The 18,340-nt window shown below is 73.0% G+C and carries 18 protein-coding genes and 3 tRNA genes; 13 read left to right on the top strand and 8 right to left on the bottom strand.

The window, feature by feature from the left end; translation table 11 throughout:
- The first annotated feature begins 35 nt into the window (after positions 1–35).
- Complete coding sequence (locus IEY96_RS04120; protein ID WP_189193421.1) at positions 36–1,136, top strand: serine hydrolase domain-containing protein; 1,101 nt, start codon at positions 36–38, stop codon at positions 1,134–1,136.
- A 72-nt stretch (positions 1,137–1,208) separates the two neighbouring features.
- Entirely contained in the window at positions 1,209–1,982 is a 774-nt protein-coding gene (locus tag IEY96_RS04125) for a hypothetical protein (protein WP_189193422.1), read from the top strand.
- Positions 1,983–1,986: 4 nt separating this feature from the next.
- Here IEY96_RS04125 and IEY96_RS04130 read toward each other — a convergent pair whose 3' ends face one another.
- Together IEY96_RS04130 and IEY96_RS04135 are read right to left on the bottom strand one after the other, a co-directional pair.
- Positions 1,987–3,309 (bottom strand): cryptochrome/photolyase family protein, encoded by a 1,323-nt coding sequence (locus IEY96_RS04130; RefSeq protein WP_189193423.1) that lies wholly within the window; start codon positions 3,307–3,309, stop codon positions 1,987–1,989.
- Positions 3,306–4,232, bottom strand: a complete 927-nt coding sequence (locus tag IEY96_RS04135) for a phytoene/squalene synthase family protein (protein WP_189193424.1) — start codon at positions 4,230–4,232, stop codon at positions 3,306–3,308. The genes IEY96_RS04130 and IEY96_RS04135 overlap by 4 nt, the downstream gene beginning before the upstream one ends.
- A gap of 64 nt (positions 4,233–4,296) precedes the next feature.
- On the opposite strand from IEY96_RS04135, the gene IEY96_RS04140 reads away from it, so the two are divergent.
- The 8 genes from IEY96_RS04140 (at position 4,297) to IEY96_RS04175 (ending at position 9,857) form a co-directional block, all read left to right on the top strand.
- Positions 4,297–5,454: a polyprenyl synthetase family protein gene (locus IEY96_RS04140; protein ID WP_189193425.1), complete on the top strand. Its 1,158-nt coding sequence runs from the start codon at positions 4,297–4,299 to the stop codon at positions 5,452–5,454.
- 29 nt (positions 5,455–5,483) lie between these two features.
- Positions 5,484–6,965 carry a phytoene desaturase family protein gene (crtI, locus tag IEY96_RS04145; protein ID WP_189193426.1) on the top strand — a complete coding sequence of 494 codons (1,482 nt, stop codon included), beginning with the start codon at positions 5,484–5,486 and terminating at the stop codon, positions 6,963–6,965.
- The gene (idi, locus tag IEY96_RS04150; RefSeq protein ID WP_189193427.1) at positions 6,962–7,567 is read left to right on the top strand and encodes an isopentenyl-diphosphate Delta-isomerase; all 606 of its coding nucleotides are present in this window, start codon (positions 6,962–6,964) and stop codon (positions 7,565–7,567) included. Before crtI ends, idi begins: the two co-directional genes overlap by 4 nt.
- Positions 7,557–8,504: a MerR family transcriptional regulator gene (locus tag IEY96_RS04155; RefSeq protein ID WP_189193428.1), complete on the top strand. Its 948-nt coding sequence runs from the start codon at positions 7,557–7,559 to the stop codon at positions 8,502–8,504. The genes idi and IEY96_RS04155 overlap by 11 nt, the downstream gene beginning before the upstream one ends.
- Before the next feature lie 75 nt (positions 8,505–8,579).
- Positions 8,580–9,374, top strand: a complete 795-nt coding sequence (locus IEY96_RS04160; protein WP_189193429.1) for a polysaccharide deacetylase family protein — start codon at positions 8,580–8,582, stop codon at positions 9,372–9,374.
- Positions 9,375–9,529: 155 nt separating this feature from the next.
- A tRNA-Glu gene (locus IEY96_RS04165) sits at positions 9,530–9,602 on the top strand.
- Positions 9,603–9,634: 32 nt separating this feature from the next.
- Positions 9,635–9,708 (top strand) — tRNA-Asp (locus IEY96_RS04170).
- A 75-nt stretch (positions 9,709–9,783) separates the two neighbouring features.
- Positions 9,784–9,857 (top strand) — tRNA-Phe (locus tag IEY96_RS04175).
- 122 nt (positions 9,858–9,979) lie between these two features.
- Here IEY96_RS04175 and IEY96_RS04180 read toward each other — a convergent pair.
- Together IEY96_RS04180 and IEY96_RS04185 are read right to left on the bottom strand one after the other, a co-directional pair.
- On the bottom strand, positions 9,980–10,342 hold the full coding sequence (locus IEY96_RS04180) for a nuclear transport factor 2 family protein (RefSeq protein ID WP_189193430.1): 363 nt from the start codon (positions 10,340–10,342) through the stop codon (positions 9,980–9,982).
- A gap of 60 nt (positions 10,343–10,402) precedes the next feature.
- Entirely contained in the window at positions 10,403–11,371 is a 969-nt protein-coding gene (locus tag IEY96_RS04185) for an NADP-dependent oxidoreductase (RefSeq protein WP_189193431.1), read from the bottom strand.
- Positions 11,372–11,465: 94 nt separating this feature from the next.
- Here IEY96_RS04185 and IEY96_RS04190 point away from each other — a divergent pair, with 94 nt between their 5' ends.
- Entirely contained in the window at positions 11,466–12,065 is a 600-nt protein-coding gene (locus IEY96_RS04190) for a TetR/AcrR family transcriptional regulator (RefSeq protein WP_229791368.1), read from the top strand.
- Between the two features lie 143 nt (positions 12,066–12,208).
- On the opposite strand, the gene IEY96_RS04195 is transcribed toward IEY96_RS04190, so the two are convergent.
- Positions 12,209–13,591: a glycoside hydrolase family 10 protein gene (locus IEY96_RS04195; protein WP_229791369.1), complete on the bottom strand. Its 1,383-nt coding sequence runs from the start codon at positions 13,589–13,591 to the stop codon at positions 12,209–12,211.
- 449 nt (positions 13,592–14,040) lie between these two features.
- Complete coding sequence (locus IEY96_RS04200; RefSeq protein ID WP_189193434.1) at positions 14,041–14,454, bottom strand: VOC family protein; 414 nt, start codon at positions 14,452–14,454, stop codon at positions 14,041–14,043.
- A 214-nt stretch (positions 14,455–14,668) separates the two neighbouring features.
- Between IEY96_RS04200 and IEY96_RS04205 the strand changes: the two genes are divergently transcribed.
- Positions 14,669–15,886, top strand: a complete 1,218-nt coding sequence (locus IEY96_RS04205; RefSeq protein WP_189193435.1) for a low temperature requirement protein A — start codon at positions 14,669–14,671, stop codon at positions 15,884–15,886.
- Between the two features lie 39 nt (positions 15,887–15,925).
- Here IEY96_RS04205 and IEY96_RS33105 read toward each other — a convergent pair whose 3' ends face one another.
- Complete coding sequence (locus IEY96_RS33105) at positions 15,926–16,882, bottom strand: hypothetical protein (protein WP_268247138.1); 957 nt, start codon at positions 16,880–16,882, stop codon at positions 15,926–15,928.
- Between the two features lie 218 nt (positions 16,883–17,100).
- On the opposite strand from IEY96_RS33105, the gene IEY96_RS04215 reads away from it, so the two are divergent.
- On the top strand, positions 17,101–17,616 hold the full coding sequence (locus IEY96_RS04215) for an SRPBCC family protein (protein ID WP_189193436.1): 516 nt from the start codon (positions 17,101–17,103) through the stop codon (positions 17,614–17,616).
- 10 nt (positions 17,617–17,626) lie between these two features.
- Here the strand turns inward: IEY96_RS04215 and IEY96_RS04220 are convergent, their stop codons facing one another.
- Positions 17,627–18,334, bottom strand: a complete 708-nt coding sequence (locus IEY96_RS04220) for a DUF2786 domain-containing protein (protein WP_189193437.1) — start codon at positions 18,332–18,334, stop codon at positions 17,627–17,629.
- Positions 18,335–18,340 lie beyond the last annotated feature (6 nt).

The raw sequence follows: 18,340 nt of genomic DNA on the forward strand, positions 1-18,340 counted from the left end.
AGCCGGTAACCAGCCCGACCGCCTACCGTGGCCGGATGCAGGCACGCTTCGCCCCGGTCCGGGACTGCTTCCACGACCTCTTCGCCGCGGGCCGGGAGACCGGGGCGGCGCTGGCCGTCTGGTACGACGGCACGCCCGTGGTCGACCTGGTCGGCGGCACCCGCGCCGCGGTCCCGCCCGGCGCGGCCGTCCCGGCTGTCGGGGCGGAGACGCCGTGGCGGCCGGACACGCTGGTCGACGTCTACTCGGTGGGCAAGCCGGTGGTCGCGCTCTGCCTCCTGCTGCTGGTCGACCGGGGCCGGGTCGACCTCGACGCGCCGGTGTCGGCGTACTGGCCGAAGTTCCGCGCCCCCGCCACCGTGCGGCAGGTGCTCGACCACACCGCCGGGCTGCCCGCGTTCCCGGTGCCCCGGCCCGCCGCGGCGATCCCCGACTGGGCGTTGCTCTGCGCCGACCTGGCCGCCGCCGAGCCCGAGTGGACGCCGGGCAGCGTCGCGGGCGAGCACGCCTGGACGTACGGGCACCTGGTCGGCGAGCTGGTCCGCCGGGTGGACGGACGGCCGGTGGGGCGGTTCCTGGCCGAGGAGATCGCCGGGCCGTGGCACCTCGACCTGGCCTTCGGGTTGGGCGTGGCCGACCAGCGGCGCTGCGCCGACCTGTCGTACGCCGATCCGGGCTGGCCGGTCCGGATGCTGGGCGAGCCGGGGTCGCTGCGCGCCCGGGCGTTGGAAAACCCGGCCGGCGGGCTGGACGTGGCGGTGGTGAACAGCCCGCTCTGGCGCGCCGCCGAGTTCCCGGCGGTGAACCTGCACGCCACCGCGTCCGCCCTGGCCCGCCTCTACGCGGGCCTGCTCGCCGGCGGCACCCTCGACGGGGTACGCCGGTTCAGCCCGGAGCTGGTCGCCGAGGCGACCCGGGTGCAGTACGACGGGCCGGACCTGGTGCTGGACCGGCGGGCGTCCTGGACGTTGGGCATGCAGTGGGAGCCGGACGGGAGCTGGGGCATGGGCGGGATCGGCGGCAGCAGCGCCTGGGCCGATCCGGAGCGCGGCTACACCTTCGCGTACGCGACCGCCCGGCTGGCCGACCACGACCGGGTGGACGAGCTGGTCGAGGCGCTGCACTCCTGCCTCTGACGGGAAGCGGACTGATCAACAAGCGTGGCGACCCTGTCACGCTGCGTCAGCCGCCGCTACGCTCCGGTGCTCGTGGAGAACGAAGCGCCCGCGCCGGCGACCCGGCTCAAGGAGCACTCCGGGGTCGCCGCCAACCTGGTCTCGGCGGTGGCCGGGCTGGTCGCCCTGGTGCAGGCGGTCCGCTCCGACCCGCTGTGGATCGTGCTGGGCCTGGTCGCGCTGGCGGCGCTGGTGGCGTACCAGCTCTGGCGACGCCGCTGGCGGACGGCCGGGCTGGCCGCGGTGGCGCTGCTGGTCCTCGGCGTCGCCGGCTGGGCGCTGGACCAGGACCGGCACGACCCCGCGCCGGCCGCCGCCACCACGACGACCCCCACCGGCACGACGACCGCCCCCGCGGCGCCGGGCACGACCGCCGCCACCACCGGGGCCGCCTCGACCGGCGCCCCGGACGACAGCCCCACCGCCGGCGGTGCCGCGACCGTGGTCTTCAGCGACGTGGTGCAGCTCGACAAGAAGACCGGGGTGGACGTGGACGGCGGCCGGCCCGTGCAGCGGTACGCCCAGGACGCGACGGTCGACCTCTACCTGGACTGGGGCTACATCCTCTACTCCAGCGCCCGGCACAGCGCCATGTACGACGACACCTACGCCGGCCCGGAGGAGGGCGCCGGGGCCCGCTGCGCGACCTACCGCGAGGCCCGCCGCACGAGCGCCCCGCACCACTACGTCGGCAGCGGCCAGCAGTACTGCTTCACCACGTCGGAGGGGCACCCGGGCTGGTTGCAGGTGGTGAACCAGGCGGGCGACGGCGGCGCCCTGGTCAAGGTGACCGTCTGGCGGGAGTGAGCCGTCAGCGCAGCCAGACCGGCTCGGTGCCCGGCACCTCCAGCGGGGGCGGGTAGTCCAGCGCCGCGCGCGCCCGCTCGGGGAGCCGCCACGGCTGGTGCACCGCCTTCCCCCCGATCGAGGCCAGCTCCGGCACGTACCGGCGGACGTACGCGCCGTCGGGGTCGTAGCGTTCGGCCTGGCGGACCGGGTTGAAGCCACGGTGCGGCCGGGCGTCGTTCCCGGTGCCGGCCACCCACTGCCAGTTGCCCGAGTTGTCGGCCACGTCGCCGTCGAGCAGCCAGCGGAAGAAGACCGCCACCCCGGACCGCCAGTCCAGCCGTAGGTGCTTGGTCAGGTAGCCGGCGGTGATCAGCCGGGCCCGGTTGTGCATCCAGCCCTCGGCGCGCAGCTGCCGCATCCCGGCGTCCACGATGGGCATCCCGGTCCGCCCCTCGGTCCAGGCGTCGAGCGCGTGCTGGTCGTACCGCCAGTCCTCCTGCGCCCCGCGCCGGTAGGCCCGGGAGGAGAGGTCGGGGAAGGCGTCGGTGACCTGGTGGTAGAAGTCCCGCCAGCAGAGCTGCCGGACGAACGGCCCGCTCCGGTCGCCGGCCCGGTTCGCCACGGCCAGCGGCGAGAGGCAGCCGAAGCGCAGGTAGGGGCTGAGCCGGGAGGTGTCGTCGCCGGCCATGTCGTCGTGGATGTCGTCATATTGACCCAGGGTGGGCAGCCACCCGGTGAGGCGGCGCCGGGCCACGCTCTCCCCGCCGACCGCGGCGTCCGGGGAGTCGCCGCCGGGCGGGTCGGGCAGCCGGCCCGGATCGACGCCGTCGGGCAGCCGCACCCGCCTCGGTGCGGCCAACTCCTCCCGCACCTTCGCCCCCTGCCAGGCCCGGAAGTAGGGGCTGAACACCTTGTAGTGGTCGCCGCCCGCGGGCCGGAGGTCGCCCGGCTCGACGATCGTGAGACCGGGGAAGAGCCGGAGGGACATCCGCTGCCGGTCGCACTCCTCGCGCAGCCGGCGCTCGCGACGCCGGGCGTAACGGCTCACGTCGGCGGAGAGGCCGATCCCCTCGGCGCCGACCGCGCGGGCCAGCTTGACGGTCTCGGCCACCGGGTCACCGCGCCGGACCACCAGGTCGCCGCCGCGCTTCCGGAGCGCCTCGCGCAGCTCGGCCAGGCTCTGGTGCAGGAACCGGGTGCGGTTCGGGGAGAGCCCCTGCAGCGCCGGGTCGAGGACGTGGAGCGGCACCACCCGGTCGAACGCCGAACACGCCGACGCCAGCGCCGGGTGGTCGTGCACCCGCAGGTCGCGGGTGAGGAGCACGACCGCCGTGCGGTCGCTCACGCGACCAGGGCCGGCCGGAGGGCGGGGCCGGGGATCCGCACCGGCGCGCCGGCCGGGGTGAGCAGCGCCCGCGCGGCCACCGCCATCCGCCGCCGCCGGGGTACGAGGGCCCGGCGGGTGAACACGTCGAAGTCCTGGGCGGCCACCTCGTCGAGGATCCCGCCGTAGAGCGCGTACGCGGTGCGCATGCAGGCCTGCGAGGCCGGCGCGAGCAGCGGGATGCCGGGCGCGGCGGCTTCGTAGTGGGCCTGGGCGCGGGCCACCTCGTACTCGATCAGCTCGCGCAGCCGTGGGGTGGTGCGGCCGGCGGCCCGGGCGGCGAGCAGGCCCTCCCGGGTGACGTCGAACCGCGCCAGGTCCTCGTCCGGCAGGTAGGTCCGCCCCCGGTCCAGGTCCTCGGCCACGTCCCGGATGAAGTTGGTGAGCTGGAAGGCGAAGCCGAGCTGGCGGGCCGGCTCCCGGGCGGCGGCCGGATCGGAGCTGCCCAGGATCGGCAGCATCATGGTGCCGATGACTGCGGCCGAGCCCTCCATGTAGTCGAGCAGGTCGTCGTACGTCGGGTAGGACCTGACGGTGAGGTCCATCGCCATGCTGCGCAGAAACGACGCGAAGTCGCCGCGGTCCAGGTCGAAGACGGCGATGGTGTGCAGCACGGCGGGGAGCAGCGGGTCGTCGACCGGCTCGCCGTGCAGGCCAGCGACGAAGCGGGCGGACCACTCCTCCAGCCGGGCGGCCCGCTCGGCCGGCGGCAGTTCCTCGGTGCGGTCGACGATCTCGTCGGCGTAGCGGGTGAATCCGTAGAGGGCGTGCACGTGCCGCCGTTTCCAGGCGGGCAGCAACCGGGTGGCGAGATAGTAGGTACGGCCGTGACGCCGGTGCAGCTCGCGGCAACGCTCATAGGCAGCGGTGAGATCCGTGTCCACCGGCCCTCCTCCAATTCGACGCAGCAATCGACGCAACTCGCAACTCTAGGGTACGCTCGCCCCCATGGCCAACGACGCAGTTGCGGGTAGTTCGCTCCGGGTGGTCGCGCCGGCTCAGCCCGGAGCGTCGGACGATCCGGTCCGCGGCGTACTGGCCGCTTTCACGAACGACCTGGTGAACGGGGTCGACGAGACCCTCGCGGCGTTCCTGGCCACCGAGGTCGACTCGCTCGCCGAGATCGACGCGGCGATGGGCGGGTTCGCCGCGACGGCCCGCGACTGCGTGCTGGCCGGCGGCAAGCGGGTCCGGCCGACCTTCGCGTACTGGGGCTGGCGCGGGCTGGCCGGCGGCGACGCGCCGCTGCCCTCGGTGCTGCCGGCGCTCGCCGCGCTGGAACTGCTGCACACCTTCGCGCTGGTGCACGACGACGTGATGGACGCCTCCGACACCCGGCGCGGCCGGCCGACCGCGCACCGGGCCGCCGCCGACCGGCACCGGGCCGCCGGGCACACCGGCGACCCCGAACGGTACGGCGAGGCCGTCGCCGTGCTCATCGGCGACCTCTGCCTGGTCTGGGCCGACCGGCTGATGGCGCACGCGACCGTGCCGCCGGCCCGGATGCTCGACGTGCGCCGCTGCTACGACCAGATGCGGGTGGAGACCGTCGCCGGGCAGTTCCTCGACGTGCTGGGCGAGCACGACGCGGCGCACTGGTCGGTGGACCGGGCGCTGCGGGTGGCCCGCTACAAGACGGCCGGCTACACCGTCCAGCGACCGCTGCTCTTCGGCGCCGCCCTGGCCGGGGCCGAGGCGGACACCCCGCTGATCGCCGCATACACCCGCTACGGGCTGGCCGTCGGCGAGGCGTTCCAGCTCCGGGACGACCTGCTCGGGGTCTACGGCGACCCGGCCACCACCGGCAAGCCGGCCGGTGACGACCTGCGGACCGGCAAGCCCACCGTGCTGCTGACGCTGGCGCGGCAGTTGGCCGACCCGGCCCAGCGCCGCGCCCTGGAACGGGCCGGCGCGGTCACCGAGGCGCGCGAGGTGGCGCGCCTGGCCGACCTGGTCCGGGAGACCGGGGCGGTGGCCCGGGTCGAGCGGATGATCGCCGACCGGGTGACCGAGGCGCAGGCGGCGCTCGACACCGCGCCGATCGACGGCACTGCGCGGACCGCGCTGACGGGCCTCGCCACGGCCGCCACCACGCGGCGGGCATGATGGGCAACTTCGCGAACAAGGGGGCTGGGATGCGGACCGTGAGCGGGCGCACCGACCGGGTGGTCGTCGTCGGCGCCGGGCTGGGCGGGCTGGCCTGCGCGTTGCACCTGGCCGGCAGCGGCCGGCAGGTGACCGTGCTCGAACGGGAACCGGTGCCGGGCGGGCGCGCCGGCCGGCTCGGCGTCGACGGGTACGAGTTCGACACCGGGCCGACCGTGCTCACCATGCCCGACCTGATCGCCGAGGCGCTCGGGGCGGTGGGCGAGGAGCTGAGCGACTGGCTGGACCTGACGCCGCTCGACCCGGCCTACCGGGCGTACTACCCGGACGGGTCGACGCTCGACGTCATCACCGACACCACCCGGATGGCCGCCGAGATCGCCCGGGTCTGCGGGCCCCGCGAGGCGGACGGCTACCTGCGCTTCGTCGACTACGCGCGCGACCTCTGGCGCTGGGAGCGGGCGGACTTCATCGAGCGCAACCTGGACGCCCCGACCGACCTGCTCACCGGCAACCTGCTCAGGCTGCTCGCCAACGGCGCCTTCCGGCGGCTCCAGACGAAGATCAACCAGTTCTTCCGGGACCCGCGTACCCAGCGGATCTTCTCCTTCCAGGCCATGTACGCCGGCCTCACCCCGCACGACGCGCTGGCCATCTACGCGGTCATCGCGTACCTCGACTCGGTGGCCGGGGTGTGCTTCCCGCGCGGCGGCATCCACGCGGTCTCCCGTGGGATGGCCGGCGCGGCGGAGAAGCACGGCGTGCAGATCCGGTACGGCACCACGGTGACCCGGGTGGAGACCGCGCACGGCCGGGCCACCGGCGTGGTCACCGCCGACGGCGAGTTCGTCCCGGCGGACGTCGTGGTGCTCAACCCCGACCTGCCGGTCGCCTACCGGGACCTGTTGCCGGAGAGCCGGCAACGCGCGCTCACCTACTCGCCCTCCTGCGTGGTGCTGCACGTCGGTTCGACGCAGGGCTACCGCAGGATCGCCCACCACAACATCCACTTCGGGCGGTCCTGGAAGGGCACGTTCGACGAGGTGATCCGGCGGGGCGAGCTGATGAGCGACCCGTCCCTGCTGGTGACGAACCCGAGCCGGACCGACCCGTCGGTGGCCCCGGCCGGGCGGCACACCTACTACGTGCTCGCCCCGGTGCCCAACCTCCACCGGGCGCCCTTCGACTGGCCGGGTGACCTGACCCGCCGCTACAGCGACCAGCTCGTGGCGACCCTGGAGGAGCGGGGCTACGTCGGCTTCGGCGACGGCATCGAGGTGCTGCGCGCGGTGACACCTGCCGACTGGGAGGCGCAGGGCATGGCCGCCGGCACCCCGTTCGCCGCCGCGCACAGCCTCTTCCAGACCGGCCCGTTCCGCCCCTCGAACCTGCACCGGACGCTCGGCAACGTGGTCTTCGTCGGCTCCGGCACCCAACCCGGGGTGGGCGTGCCGATGGTCCTGATCAGCGGCAAGCTCGCCGCCTCGCGGATCACCGGGACGACGTCGTGACGGCCCGGGAGAAGCACCTGGTCGAGCTGGTCGACGACGGCGGGAAGGTGCTCGGCCAGACCACGGTGGCCGCCGCCCACCAGCCACCCGGACGGCTGCACCGGGCGTTCTCGGTGCTGCTGGTCGACCCGCGGGGGCGGACCCTGCTCCAGCAGCGGGCCGCCGCCAAGACCCGGTTCCCGCTGCGCTGGGCCAACTCCTGCTGCGGCCACCCGCTGCCCGGCCAGTCGCTGGCCGAGGCCGCCAACCGCCGCCTCGCCGAGGAACTCGGCGTCGCGCCGGTCGGCCTCACCGAGGTCGGGGTCTACGTCTACTACGCCGAGGACCCGGCCACCGGTCGGGTCGAGTTCGAGTACGACCACGTGCTGCGCGCCGACGTGCCGGCCGACCTGCCCATCCGGCCCGATCCCGACGAGGTGGCCACCCTGCGCTGGGTCGACCCGCACGAGCTGGAGCACGAACTGGACGCCGACCCCCGCGCGTACGCGCCCTGGCTCGGCGGGGTGGTGAACCGGCTGCTGCGGCCGGCCCGTCCCGCCGTCGACGCGTCCCGGGCGGGCGCGCCGGCCGACGAGGTACCGGAGCGGTCGGGTGGCGGATGAGGCGCTGAGCGCGGGGGCCGTGGCGCGCCGGCTGGGGGTCGCGGTCACCACGCTGCGCACCTGGCACCAGCGCTACGGCCTCGGTCCCGGCGAGCACGTGCCGGGGCACCACCGGCGCTACACGCCGGCCGACCTGGCGCGCCTGGAGATCATGCGGCGGCTCACCGCGGAGGGGGTCGCTCCCGCCGAGGCCGCCCGCTGGGCCCGGCAGGCGCCGGCCGCCCTGCCCGCCGAGCAGCTCGGGCCGAAGCGGCGGGCCACGGCCGTCCGGGACGGCGGCGGGACGACCATCCCCGTCGGCCGGGCCGGACCGGTGGCGCGCGGCATGGCCCGCGCCGCCATGCGGTTGGACTCGGTGGCGATCGGCGAGACCGTCGCGCACGCCCTCGCCACCGACGGCGTGGTGCGGACCTGGGACGGGCTGCTCCGGCCGGTGCTCGCCGCCATCGGCGAGCGGCACGCCGCCACCGGCGGGCTGATCGAGGTGGAGCACCTGGTCTCCCGGTGCGTCTCCGAGGCGTTCGCCACCGTGGCCCGGGCGCACCCCACCGCGGGGCCCGCCCGGATCCTGCTCTCCTGCGCCGACGAGGAGCAGCACACGCTGCCGCTGGAGGCGCTGGCCGCCGCCCTGGCCGAGGCCGGGGTGGGCTACCGGATGCTGGGCGCCCGGGTGCCGGTGGCCGCCCTGCTCGAGGCGGTCAACCGGACCGGTCCGGCGGCCGTGGTGCTCTGGTCGCACACCCGGGTCACGGCCGACCCGGACCAGCTCACCGCGGTGCTCGCCGCCCCGCGCCGCCCGCTGCTGGTGCTCGCCGCCGGGCCGGGCTGGCGGTCCGACACCCTCCCCGCCGGCGTGGTCCGGCCGGTGGACCTCGCCGAGGCGCTGTCGCTGGCGGTGGCGGTGCGGGACTCCCTGGGCCAGTCGACGACGGGCTGAGGGCCCTCCCCATTCGGCGCGACGTCCACTACGGTCGGAAAGTCCGCCCGACCCGACCCCCTCTCGGGAGCGACGATGCGTCCACGCGCCGTGCTGGCGTTCGCCCTCGGCCTGGTGCTCCTCCTGGCCGGCTGCGGCGAGCCCGGCAAGACCCCGACCCAGGCCGGCGCCCCGCCGACCGCCTCGGCCGCCCCGACGCCGCCGAAGACGCCGACCCCGCGGCCCACTCCGAGCCGCACTACCCCGCCGAAGCCGAAGCTGCGCCCGCTGCCGAAGACCCTGCCCGCCGGGCTGCACCGCACCACCGGCGACCACGGCGTGGCGCTGACCTTCGACGACGGGCCGGACCCCCGGTTCACCCCGCAGATCCTCGACCAGCTCCGGGCGGCCCACGTCACGGCGACCTTCTGCCTGGTCGGCAAGCAGGCCCGGCGCTACCCGCAACTGGTGGCCCGGATCGTCCGCGAGGGTCACCAGCTCTGCAACCACAGCTGGCGGCACGACATCAACCTCGGCCGGCGACCGGTCGCCGAGATCCGGGCCGACCTGGTCCGCACGAACCAGGCCATCCGGGCGGCCGCGCCGCAGGCGCCGATCACCTGGTTCCGCCAGCCCGGCGGCCGGTGGACGGCGGAGGAGCTGACCGTGGCCCGCCAGCTCGGCATGCGCCCCCTGCACTGGAGCGTCGACCCGCAGGACTGGGACCACCCCCCGGCCAAGACGATCATCAAGCGGGTCACGGCGGCGACCCGCCACGGCTCGATCGTGCTGATGCACGACGCGGGCGGCGACCGGACCCAGACGATCGCCGCCTGCCGGCGCGTGATTCCCGACCTCAAGCGGCGGTTCGGGATCTCCCGACTCCGGTGACACCGCCTCTGAACTGCGGTTTCGCCCGGCAGTGTGCGGGTGGCCATACCGGTTTGGCCGACGCCGGAGGCATGGCATATGCTTCTCATGCCTCCGGCGGGGCCGGATGGGAGCAAGTCCGCTTGAAGTTGCGAGTGTGCAATGATGGCGGGGCCGCCCTCATCGTCTAGCGGCCCAGGACGCCGCCCTTTCAAGGCGGTAGCACGGGTTCGAATCCCGTTGGGGGCACGGTCCGGCTCAGCCGGATGCAACACCAGCCAGGTCCTGTGGAGCAGTTGGAGTGCTCGCCGCCCTGTCAAGGCGGAGGTCGCGGGTTCAAGTCCCGTCAGGACCGCAAGCGCTGACGCCGCGCCCTTCATGCGCGGCGTTCTGCGTATCGGCCCATGCGGTAGCATGAGCCGAGCAGCACGGCCAGGTAGCTCAGTTGGTACGAGCGTCCGACTGAAAATCGGAAGGTCGGCGGTTCGACCCCGCCCCTGGCCACATAGCCTTTCGCCGGGCTACAGGAGCGCCGACCAGCGGAAACGCGGTCGGCGCTCTGCTTTTCGCTGCGGAAGACCGTCTGTCCGGTCTGACCCTCGTTGACCCCCCTTACTTCGGTTGGTTCAGACCGGGTCGAGCGAACTGAACTGAATGCCGGCGAGTCGCCAACCGCCAGGCAGTTCGATCCATACCTGGCTCAGCCGGACTGTCAGTGTCATCGCTTCACCACGCCAGGTCGCCCGGCTGCGCTGGACGCAGCGCACCATCGCGGCGCGGTCGTAGCGGCGCAGGTCGACTCCGGTTGTCTCCAGCGAGAGGTAGGCGAAGTCAGCGTGCCGGTCGATCCACTGCCGCTTGTTCAGCAGGTAGCCCCGCTCGCCGATGGACATGAAGTCATCCGCCAGCAGAGTGTGCAAGCGGTCGGTGTCGGCGTGAAGTTCAGCGTCGTCGAATGCCTGTTGGAGTTCGCGGATGTCAGTTGTCACGAGGTGATCCTGTCGCGGTCGTCGGTCGGTCAGATCGCCGAGAAGTGCCGATGGCAGTGTTCACATCGTGACGACCAGCTTGCCGGTCGTATGCAGGCGGACGAAGTCGACGCATGCTTGGGCGCCCTCATCGAGGGTGTAGCGGCGGCCGATCGTGGCCGGTAGGTCACCACCGACCGCCAGCTCACCGACCTCGCGCATCCCGCCGAAGGTGCCGTCCATGTCCAGCACGAAATGCAGGCCGACGTCGTCGCGGCCGATCCCGTCCTGCTGCGGTACCGGGTAGGTGATCGTGAGGAGGCGTCCGCCTGTGCGGATGGCGCCTGCGACTCCAGCAAGGTGGTCACTGGGCACGGTCAGGTTGAAGGCGACGTCGACGTCGGAGGGGTATTCGGATTCCGCGTACCCGATGGTCTTGTCGGCGCCAAGAGCTCGAAGGATGGCGGCGTCAGCGGCGGTCGCGGTGGCGATCACCCGCGCCTTCGCGGCCGCGAGCAGCGGGATCACTGCGGTCCCGACACCGCCGGTGGCGCCGACGACCAGGACGGTCTCGCCGGGCTGCACCTTGGCGGTGGCCATCAGTGCCCGTGCGGTCAGGCCGACGGTGGGCAGGGCGGCCGCCTGCTCGATGTCGAGGCCGGCCGGGCGGTGCGCCAGGAACGGGGTATCGGCCTCGAAGACCGCGTACTCGGCCAGCGAGCCGGTGCTCAGCGACGGCCGGGTCGCACCGGCCATCGCCCGCAGTGCCCGCGGCACGGCCTGGCCGAAGATCTCGTCGCCCACCTGGTAGGCCGTCACGCCGGCACCGACCTCGCTGACCGTGCCGGCGAAGTCGTTGCCGGGCACGTGCGGAAACCCCAGCGGCACGACATCGCGGAAATCGCCGCTGGGCAGCCGGACGTCCGCCGGGTTGATCGAGGCGGCGGCGATCCGGACCTGGATCTGCCCTGGCCCGGGCCGGGGTGCCGGCACGTCCGCCACGGTGTACTCCTCGGGCGGCCCGTAGCCGGTCACGACAACTGCCTTCATGCGCTTCCCCCAATTAAACGGACCGACCGGTCATGTTATTGGTCGTGAAGCTAGCAATAAGCGGACCGGGCGGTCAACTTGCTACGGTGGCAACGTGACCTCGACCCGCCCGCTGCGTGCCGACGCCGCCCGCAACCGGCGGCTGCTACTGGCAGCCGCCGCCGACGAGTTCGCGGAGCGTGGCCTGGACGTCTCGGTCGCCGACATCGCCCGCCGGGCCGGTCTCGGCAAGGGCACCCTGTTCCGTCACTTCGCCACGAAGGATGACCTGCTCGCCGCGATCGTCCTTGACCGGATCGACGCGCTGAAAACCGTCGGCGAACAGTTGCTCGACGCGGCGGACCCGGGCGCCGCGCTGCTGGAGTTCCTCACCGTCGCTGCCGACCAACAACGGCAACGCGACCTGTCGTTCCTGCAGGAGGCCGGCGAACTGAACGCGGACGTCACCAGGGCCCGCGAGCAGATGTTCCGCTCCGTGCACAAGCTTGTCGATCGGGCTCGTGAACACGGCGCCGTGCGGGCCGACATCACCGGTGCCGACGTCATCCTGCTGATGTGCGCGCCCAACTACGTCACCAGCTACGTGCCAGACGCCCCGCCCGGCCTGTGGCAGCGATACCTTTCCATCATCTTCGACGGCCTACGCCCGGAAGGCGCCCATCCGCTGCCCCACCCGCCGCCAGCCACTCCTTGACGCCCGAACACAGGGTCTGACCGCCGCTACCTGCCGACGCTTGTTGGGGCTGCCCCCCTTGTCGCCCGGGGATCGCACGGACCAGACGAGTGCCCGAATACCGAAGTAGTCGGGCACTCGCCGTGGCTTGTGGGCGAACGTCGTCAGTTCAGGCTGAATCGCTGGTTGGCCTGCCCGTTGCAGTCGTAGATCTGAACCTGCTGGCCGTTGCCGGTGCCCCACACGTCCAGGCAGCGGCCGGACTGCACACCGGTGATGGTTCCGTTGGAGTTGACGTTCCACTGCTGGTTGGCCTGCCCGTTGCAGCTGTAGATCTGCACCGCCGAGGCGTTGCCGGAACCTGCGGCGTCCAGACACTTGCTGCCGTACACGGTCAGCTGCTTGCTCGACGTGAGCGTCCACGCCTGGTTGGCCTGGCCGTTGCAGTCGTAGAGCTGCACCCGGGTGCCGTTGTTCTGCGACGCGTTCGGCACGTCGATGCACCTGCCGGACTGGGCGCCGATGATCCGCTTCGCTCCGCCCGGCGTGGCCGAGGGCGACGGTGAACCGGTGCCGCCGCTCGGCGTCGGCGAGGGCGTGACCGGGCCGGCGGCGTTGAGGGCGTTGAGCACCGAGGTGTAGGCGGCCTTCTTGTTGCCGCCGCCGTCGAACAGCAGCGGGTTCTCACTGGAACGCCACGAGTCGCTGTCCCGTACGCCCCAGACGGTGATGCCGACGCAGCGGGGCACGTTGAGGCAGGCCTGGGTCAGCCCGGCGTACTGCGTGGTCGAGGCGTTGGTGACGTCGACCTCGGTCAGGGCCACGTCGACACCGAGCGAGGCGAAGCTCGTGAGCGTGGTCTGGAAGTTGCTCGGCAGCGAGCTGCCACCGGTGAAGTGGGTCTGCAGGCCCACGCAGTCGATCGGCACGCCACGAGACTTGAAGTCCCGGATCATGTTGTAGACGCCCTGCGTCTTGCCGTAGGACCAGTTCTCGATGTTGTAGTCGTTGTAGCACAGCTTGACCGACGGGTCGGCGGTGCGCGCGGTGCGGAAGGCCACCTCGATCCAGTCGTTGCCGGTGGCCTGCAGGTTGGACTGCCGCCGGCTGCCGTCCTCGTTGAACGCCTCGTTGACGACGTCCCAGTAGGCGAGCTTGCCCTTGTAGTGGGCCATCACCCCGTTGATGTGATCGATCATCGCCTGGCGCAGGCTGCTACCGCTCAGGCTCTGCATCCAGCCGGGCTGCTGTGCGTGCCACGCGAGGGTGTGTCCGCGAACCTTCATGCCGCGCTGGGTCGCCCAGTTGTAGATCTGGTCGCTGGAGCTGAAGTTGAACTGGCCCCGCTGGGGCTCCGTCGCGTCCGGCTTCATCTCGTTCTCGGCCGTCACCATGTTGAACTCACGTCCGGCGATCGTGGTGTACGTCGAATCACCGAGCCGGCCCGCGGCGATCGCCGTGCCGAAGTACCGGCCCGACTGGGCGGCCGCCGCGCCCAGGGTGCCCGCTGCGGCGTTCGCCTCGGGCATCACCACCACGACGCCCATTGCCGCGACGGCTGCGACGACACCGCTGACCAGCAGTCGGACCCGCGTCGATCGGCTTCCCGACGAGCCAGTGGAGGGGACAGGAGAACTGGTTGCCACGATTGCCTCCCTTCTCGGTACAACCCGGACCAGGAACGATGGGTTTCAATGCCACGTCATGCTGGCACGGCAACAGTTCTTGGAACAAGAACTTCCGGAAACCTTCCGAAACGGCACGACGATGGTCTGCCTCATCGATGTGGCGGCAGCATCGAAGACTGGACTGCCTCGAACCCGATGGGATACCGAAACTTCCGGACGGCTGGCGAAATCAGGCGTCCCGGCCAGAGTGGCCAGACACAGCGGTCCTCACCAGCATTCCCGCTGGTGAGGACCGTTGGGTCGGCGCCGGCCTGCCCTACCGTCGATGGCATGGGGGCGTTGGTGGCATCTCTCGCTTTCCCCGGCGGCTACTCCGCGTAGGGCTGGTCCGTGCCCTGGTCGCTGTAGCCGAGACTCCAGATGTAGCCGTCCGGGTCCGCGAAGGAGCCGCCGTACCCGCCCCACGGCAGGGCGCCGGCCGGCTTCAGGATGGTGGCGCCGGCCTTCTCGGCCTCCGCGATGATCTCGTCGACCCGCGCCTCACTGCGGACGACGTACGTGAGGACCAGCCCGCTGAAGCCACTGCCTTCCGGGTTGGCGCCCACCTGGCCGGCCAGGCCCTCGCGGCCGTAGAAGCCGACGAGCGAGCCTCCGTCGGATTCGAAGAACACCGAGACGCCGTAGTCGTCCTTGATCTTCCAGCCGAGCCCCTCCGTGTAGAACTGCTTGGACCGGGCCAGGTCCCGGACGCCGAGGAGGATCGAGCTGACATTCGCCTTCATGCTTTTCTCCCTAGTGCTTGAGTGATGCGCACGAGGGCCACGCTACGAACGGCGCCATGCCCGGTGCTTCTTGATTCCTGATCGATCGGCCACCTGCCGCCGCCCCGGTGGAATCCCACCATCGGCTGCACCCGGCGTCCGGATCGTCTGCCCTCCGTGTGCACGGCGCCCAACCACCGGTGATGTCCGGTCTGGGCGGGCGAGTATGAGCGGTATGAGGCGTCAGGAAGGCGGTGAAGAGGGCCAGGACCTGCTGCAGCGCCGCGAGGACGTGCGGCAGGCCAACTTCCTGGAACTGTTCGTCGACCTGGTGCTGGTGTTCGCCCTGGCCGGCGTGGTCACCCGGGTGGCGCGGGACATCGTCAGCGAAGACCTGGTCGTCCGATGGCGGGCGATGGCCTTCCTGCCGGTGCTGTCACTGCCGCTGATCTGGCTGTGGATCACGACCGCGCACATCACGAGCTGGTTCGACCCCCGCCGTCGCAAGATCCAGTGGCTGGTCCTGGCCAGTGCCTTCGGGCTGCTGGTCATGTCGACGTCGCTGCCGTACGCGTTCGTCGGCCGCGGGTGGGCGTTCGTACTGCCGTACGTGATCCTGCTGTGCGGCCGGCCGCTCATCCTGATCCCTGCGTTGCGCGGACACCCCCTGCGGCAGCTCTACCTCCGGTCGCTGCTGTGGTGCGCGGTCTCGGCGGTGTTCTGGATCGCCGGCGCGGCGGTCAGTGGCACCGCCCGGGCCGCACTGTGGGCGATCGCCGTGGCCATTGACTTCCTTGGCGCGCAGCTGCGCTGGTCCGTCCCGGGGATGGCCCGTCCGCCGGTCAGCGCGTGGGCCACGGACAGCCGCCACCACCTGCCCGAGCGCTACCAGCAGTTCCTGATGATCGCCCTCGGGGAAACCGTGCTCGCCGTCGGCACCACGCTGACCAACCAGAAGGTCACCGCGGCGACCGCCGCCGGGCTGGTGGTGGCGTTCCTGTCGACGGTGCTGATGTGGCGGATCTATTTCTACCGCTCCGGTCAGGTCCTCGCCGAAACCGTCGCCGCGTCGGGCGACAGGGACGCCGCCGGCCTCGCCATCGGCACCGCCCACGTCGTCATGGTGCTGGGCATCGTGGCCACCGCCGTCGGTTTCGAGATCGTGCTGAAACACCCGTTCGGCGCACCGGAGCCGGCGTGGCTCGTCGCGAGCCTCGGTGGTCCCGCGCTGTTCCTCTACGGGCGCATCCGCCTGGAACGCGCCGTGTTCGACCGGCTCTCCATCCGCCGGGTCGTCGCCATCGCCGCCCTGGCGGTCGCCGCCGCTCCCCTGTACCTCGCCCCGCCGCTGGCCGCGGGGGTCGTGGCCGCGCTCGTACTGCTTGCCGTCGCCCTCGCCGACGCCCACCACGCCGCCGGCCGTCCCCACGAGCCTCCCTCCCCGGCGCACTAGGGGGCTCGGGGGGACGGAGACCCAGCCGTACGCCCAGGGCTACCGCTTCGGGCGGTGCTGGCCCATGCCGCTCTGGATCGCCTCCCAGACGCTCCGACCCGCCTGCAACAGGGTCTCCCCGGCCTGCCCGGCGAGCTGCGCCGGCCCGGGCTGGCCACCCGGCGCCTTCTCCGCTTCCGCCGGCTTCCCGGCGGCGGCCGGTTTCCCCGGCTCCGAGGGCTTCCCCGAGCCGGTCGGCTTCTCCGGCTCCGAGGGCTTTCCAGAACTGGCCGGCTCCGGCGGCTTCCCAGAACCGGCCGGCCTTCCCGGCTCCGAGGTCTTCCCGGAGACGGTTGGGGTGCCGGGGCCGGCGGGCGCCTGGCCGGCGCCCCTGTCGGTGGACGGAGGCCGTCCCGCGGGGCCCGTCGGCGGCCCCTGGGCGCCGGTCGGCGGCCCCTGGGCGCCGGTCGGCGGCTGCGGGGAACGCGCGCCGGCCGGCGGCGCCGGAGAGGGCGGTGCGGGTCGGCCGACGCCCTCCCGCAGGGCCCGGTCGGCCACCGCGCCCACCGTCCCGATCCGCTGCCCGCTCTCGTCCACGACGGGCGCGCTGGCGAGCTGCTGCGCCGCCCGGTTCACGTCGTCGATGCCGCCCCCGACCGAGCGGGCCAGCACGTCGATGAGGTGCGGGTTCCGGTCGATGGTGCTCAGTGCGCGGTCCAGGATCTGCACCAGCTTTTCCAGGCGTACCTTGAGCAGCGCCTCTGCGCTGACGCCGGTCATGTCCAGCTCCACGCCCTCCAGGTGCACCCGGACCCCGGCGTCGAGCTGGAGCAGGTTGGCCAGGCGGGCGCGCAGCGACAGGTCGGCGTCGAGCCCCTCGACGGACAGCCGGATCTGGTCGACCGTCACCTCCGGGATGTCGAGCAGGACGTCCGGCTCCGACCCGCCGCCGCCCCGGTGGGCGAGCCGCTCGCTCGCCGGGTCCGGCTCCCGCCTGGTGGCTCCGCTCTCGCTCATGCTGCCCGCTCCCCGCTGGCCCCGTCGCCTGGGCCGGATCAGGCGCGGTTACCCGGTTTCCGGCCCGTCATCCCAGGTGGCCCGGGACGCCCGTCCGGCGAGCGGCCACGGTCGGCGACGCACGGCCCGGAGCTGTCCGGAGAACGTTCTCCCGCTGTCCGGAAGCGGGCGAACAGGAAAGCTGCACAGCGGGGCATGAGCCGGTATGGTCCGGGCCTATGGGACAGGGGATGGCCGATCCGGATGAGGTCCGCCAGGAATTCGACCGCTTCTCCCTCCGCAGCACCCTCTTCGCCCCCGCCTCCGCCGACCGGGCGTACGCCGTGTTCACCGGTTCCCTGGCCGACTGGTGGGTGCGCGAATACACCTGGTCCGGGCCGGAGGCGCTGGCCGAGCTGGGCGTCGAGCCCCGGGCCGGCGGCATGCTCTACGAGATCGGCCCGTACGGCTTCCGCGGCGACTGGGGCCGGGTGCTGACCTGGGATCCGCCCCGGCGGCTGGTCTTCACCTGGCAGATCGGGCCGGACCGGGTGCCGGTGCCGGACCCGGCGCGGGCCAGCGAGGTCGAGGTCCTCTTCCAGCCCGAGGGGCCGGAGCTGACCCGGGTCGACGTCGAGCACCGCTACTTCGACCGGCACGGCGAGGCCGCCGAGGGCTACCGCAAGGCGCTCACCGCCGGCTGGCACGAACTGCTCTGCCGCTACCTGGCGACCGTCGCCAGCGCCACCGACTGACCGCGGCGGGTCAGCCGCCGATGCCCCGCACCGGGGTCCCGGCGCCGGCCACCCCGGTGCCGCCGAGGTCGGCGCGGCGACCCGCGTCCGCGCCCGGACCGAAGCCGCTGCCCGCGAGCCGGCGGCGCGGGGCGGTACGCAGCCGCGGGTACACCTCGGCGAGCCGGCGCTGGACCCGGTCGGAGCGGTCGGCGAGCACCAGCGCCACCGAGGGCGCCCCGGACTCGGCCACCGCGCCGGCCTCGGCCGTCCGCAGCCGCTCGGCGACCACGTGCGCGAAACCGGCCAGCCAGGTACGCCGGAACGCGGCCGGATGCTCCCCGGCGGGCACGGCGGCACCGGCCAGCCCGTGCGCGGCCTGCACCAGCAGCGAGGTGAAGAGCAGCTCGACCCGTTCCAGGTCGCTGGCGAAGCCGAAGAGGTGCAGGTCGAAGCCGCTGCCCTGCCGGCGGCGTACGCAGCGGCAGCGCAGCGGTTCGGCGACCGCCGCGAGCAGGCCGGCCTTGTCCCGGGCGTACGGGGCGACCACCTCGACCACCCGGTCACCGACCGGATCGGTGGCCGGCTCGCGGGCGGCGAGCAGCGCCCGGTCGACGCCGTAGCGGGCGATCAACTCGGTGGCCTTGGCCATGAAGGCGGCCGACTCGGCGGGCGTGCAGGCCGGGTCCTCGGCCTGGGCGAGCAGCTTGCGGACCTTGCTCAGCATCGCCTCGGACATGCATCA

The sequence above is a fragment of the Micromonospora fulviviridis genome (genome assembly GCF_014648395.1).
Classification (GTDB): domain Bacteria; phylum Actinomycetota; class Actinomycetes; order Mycobacteriales; family Micromonosporaceae; genus Micromonospora; species Micromonospora fulviviridis.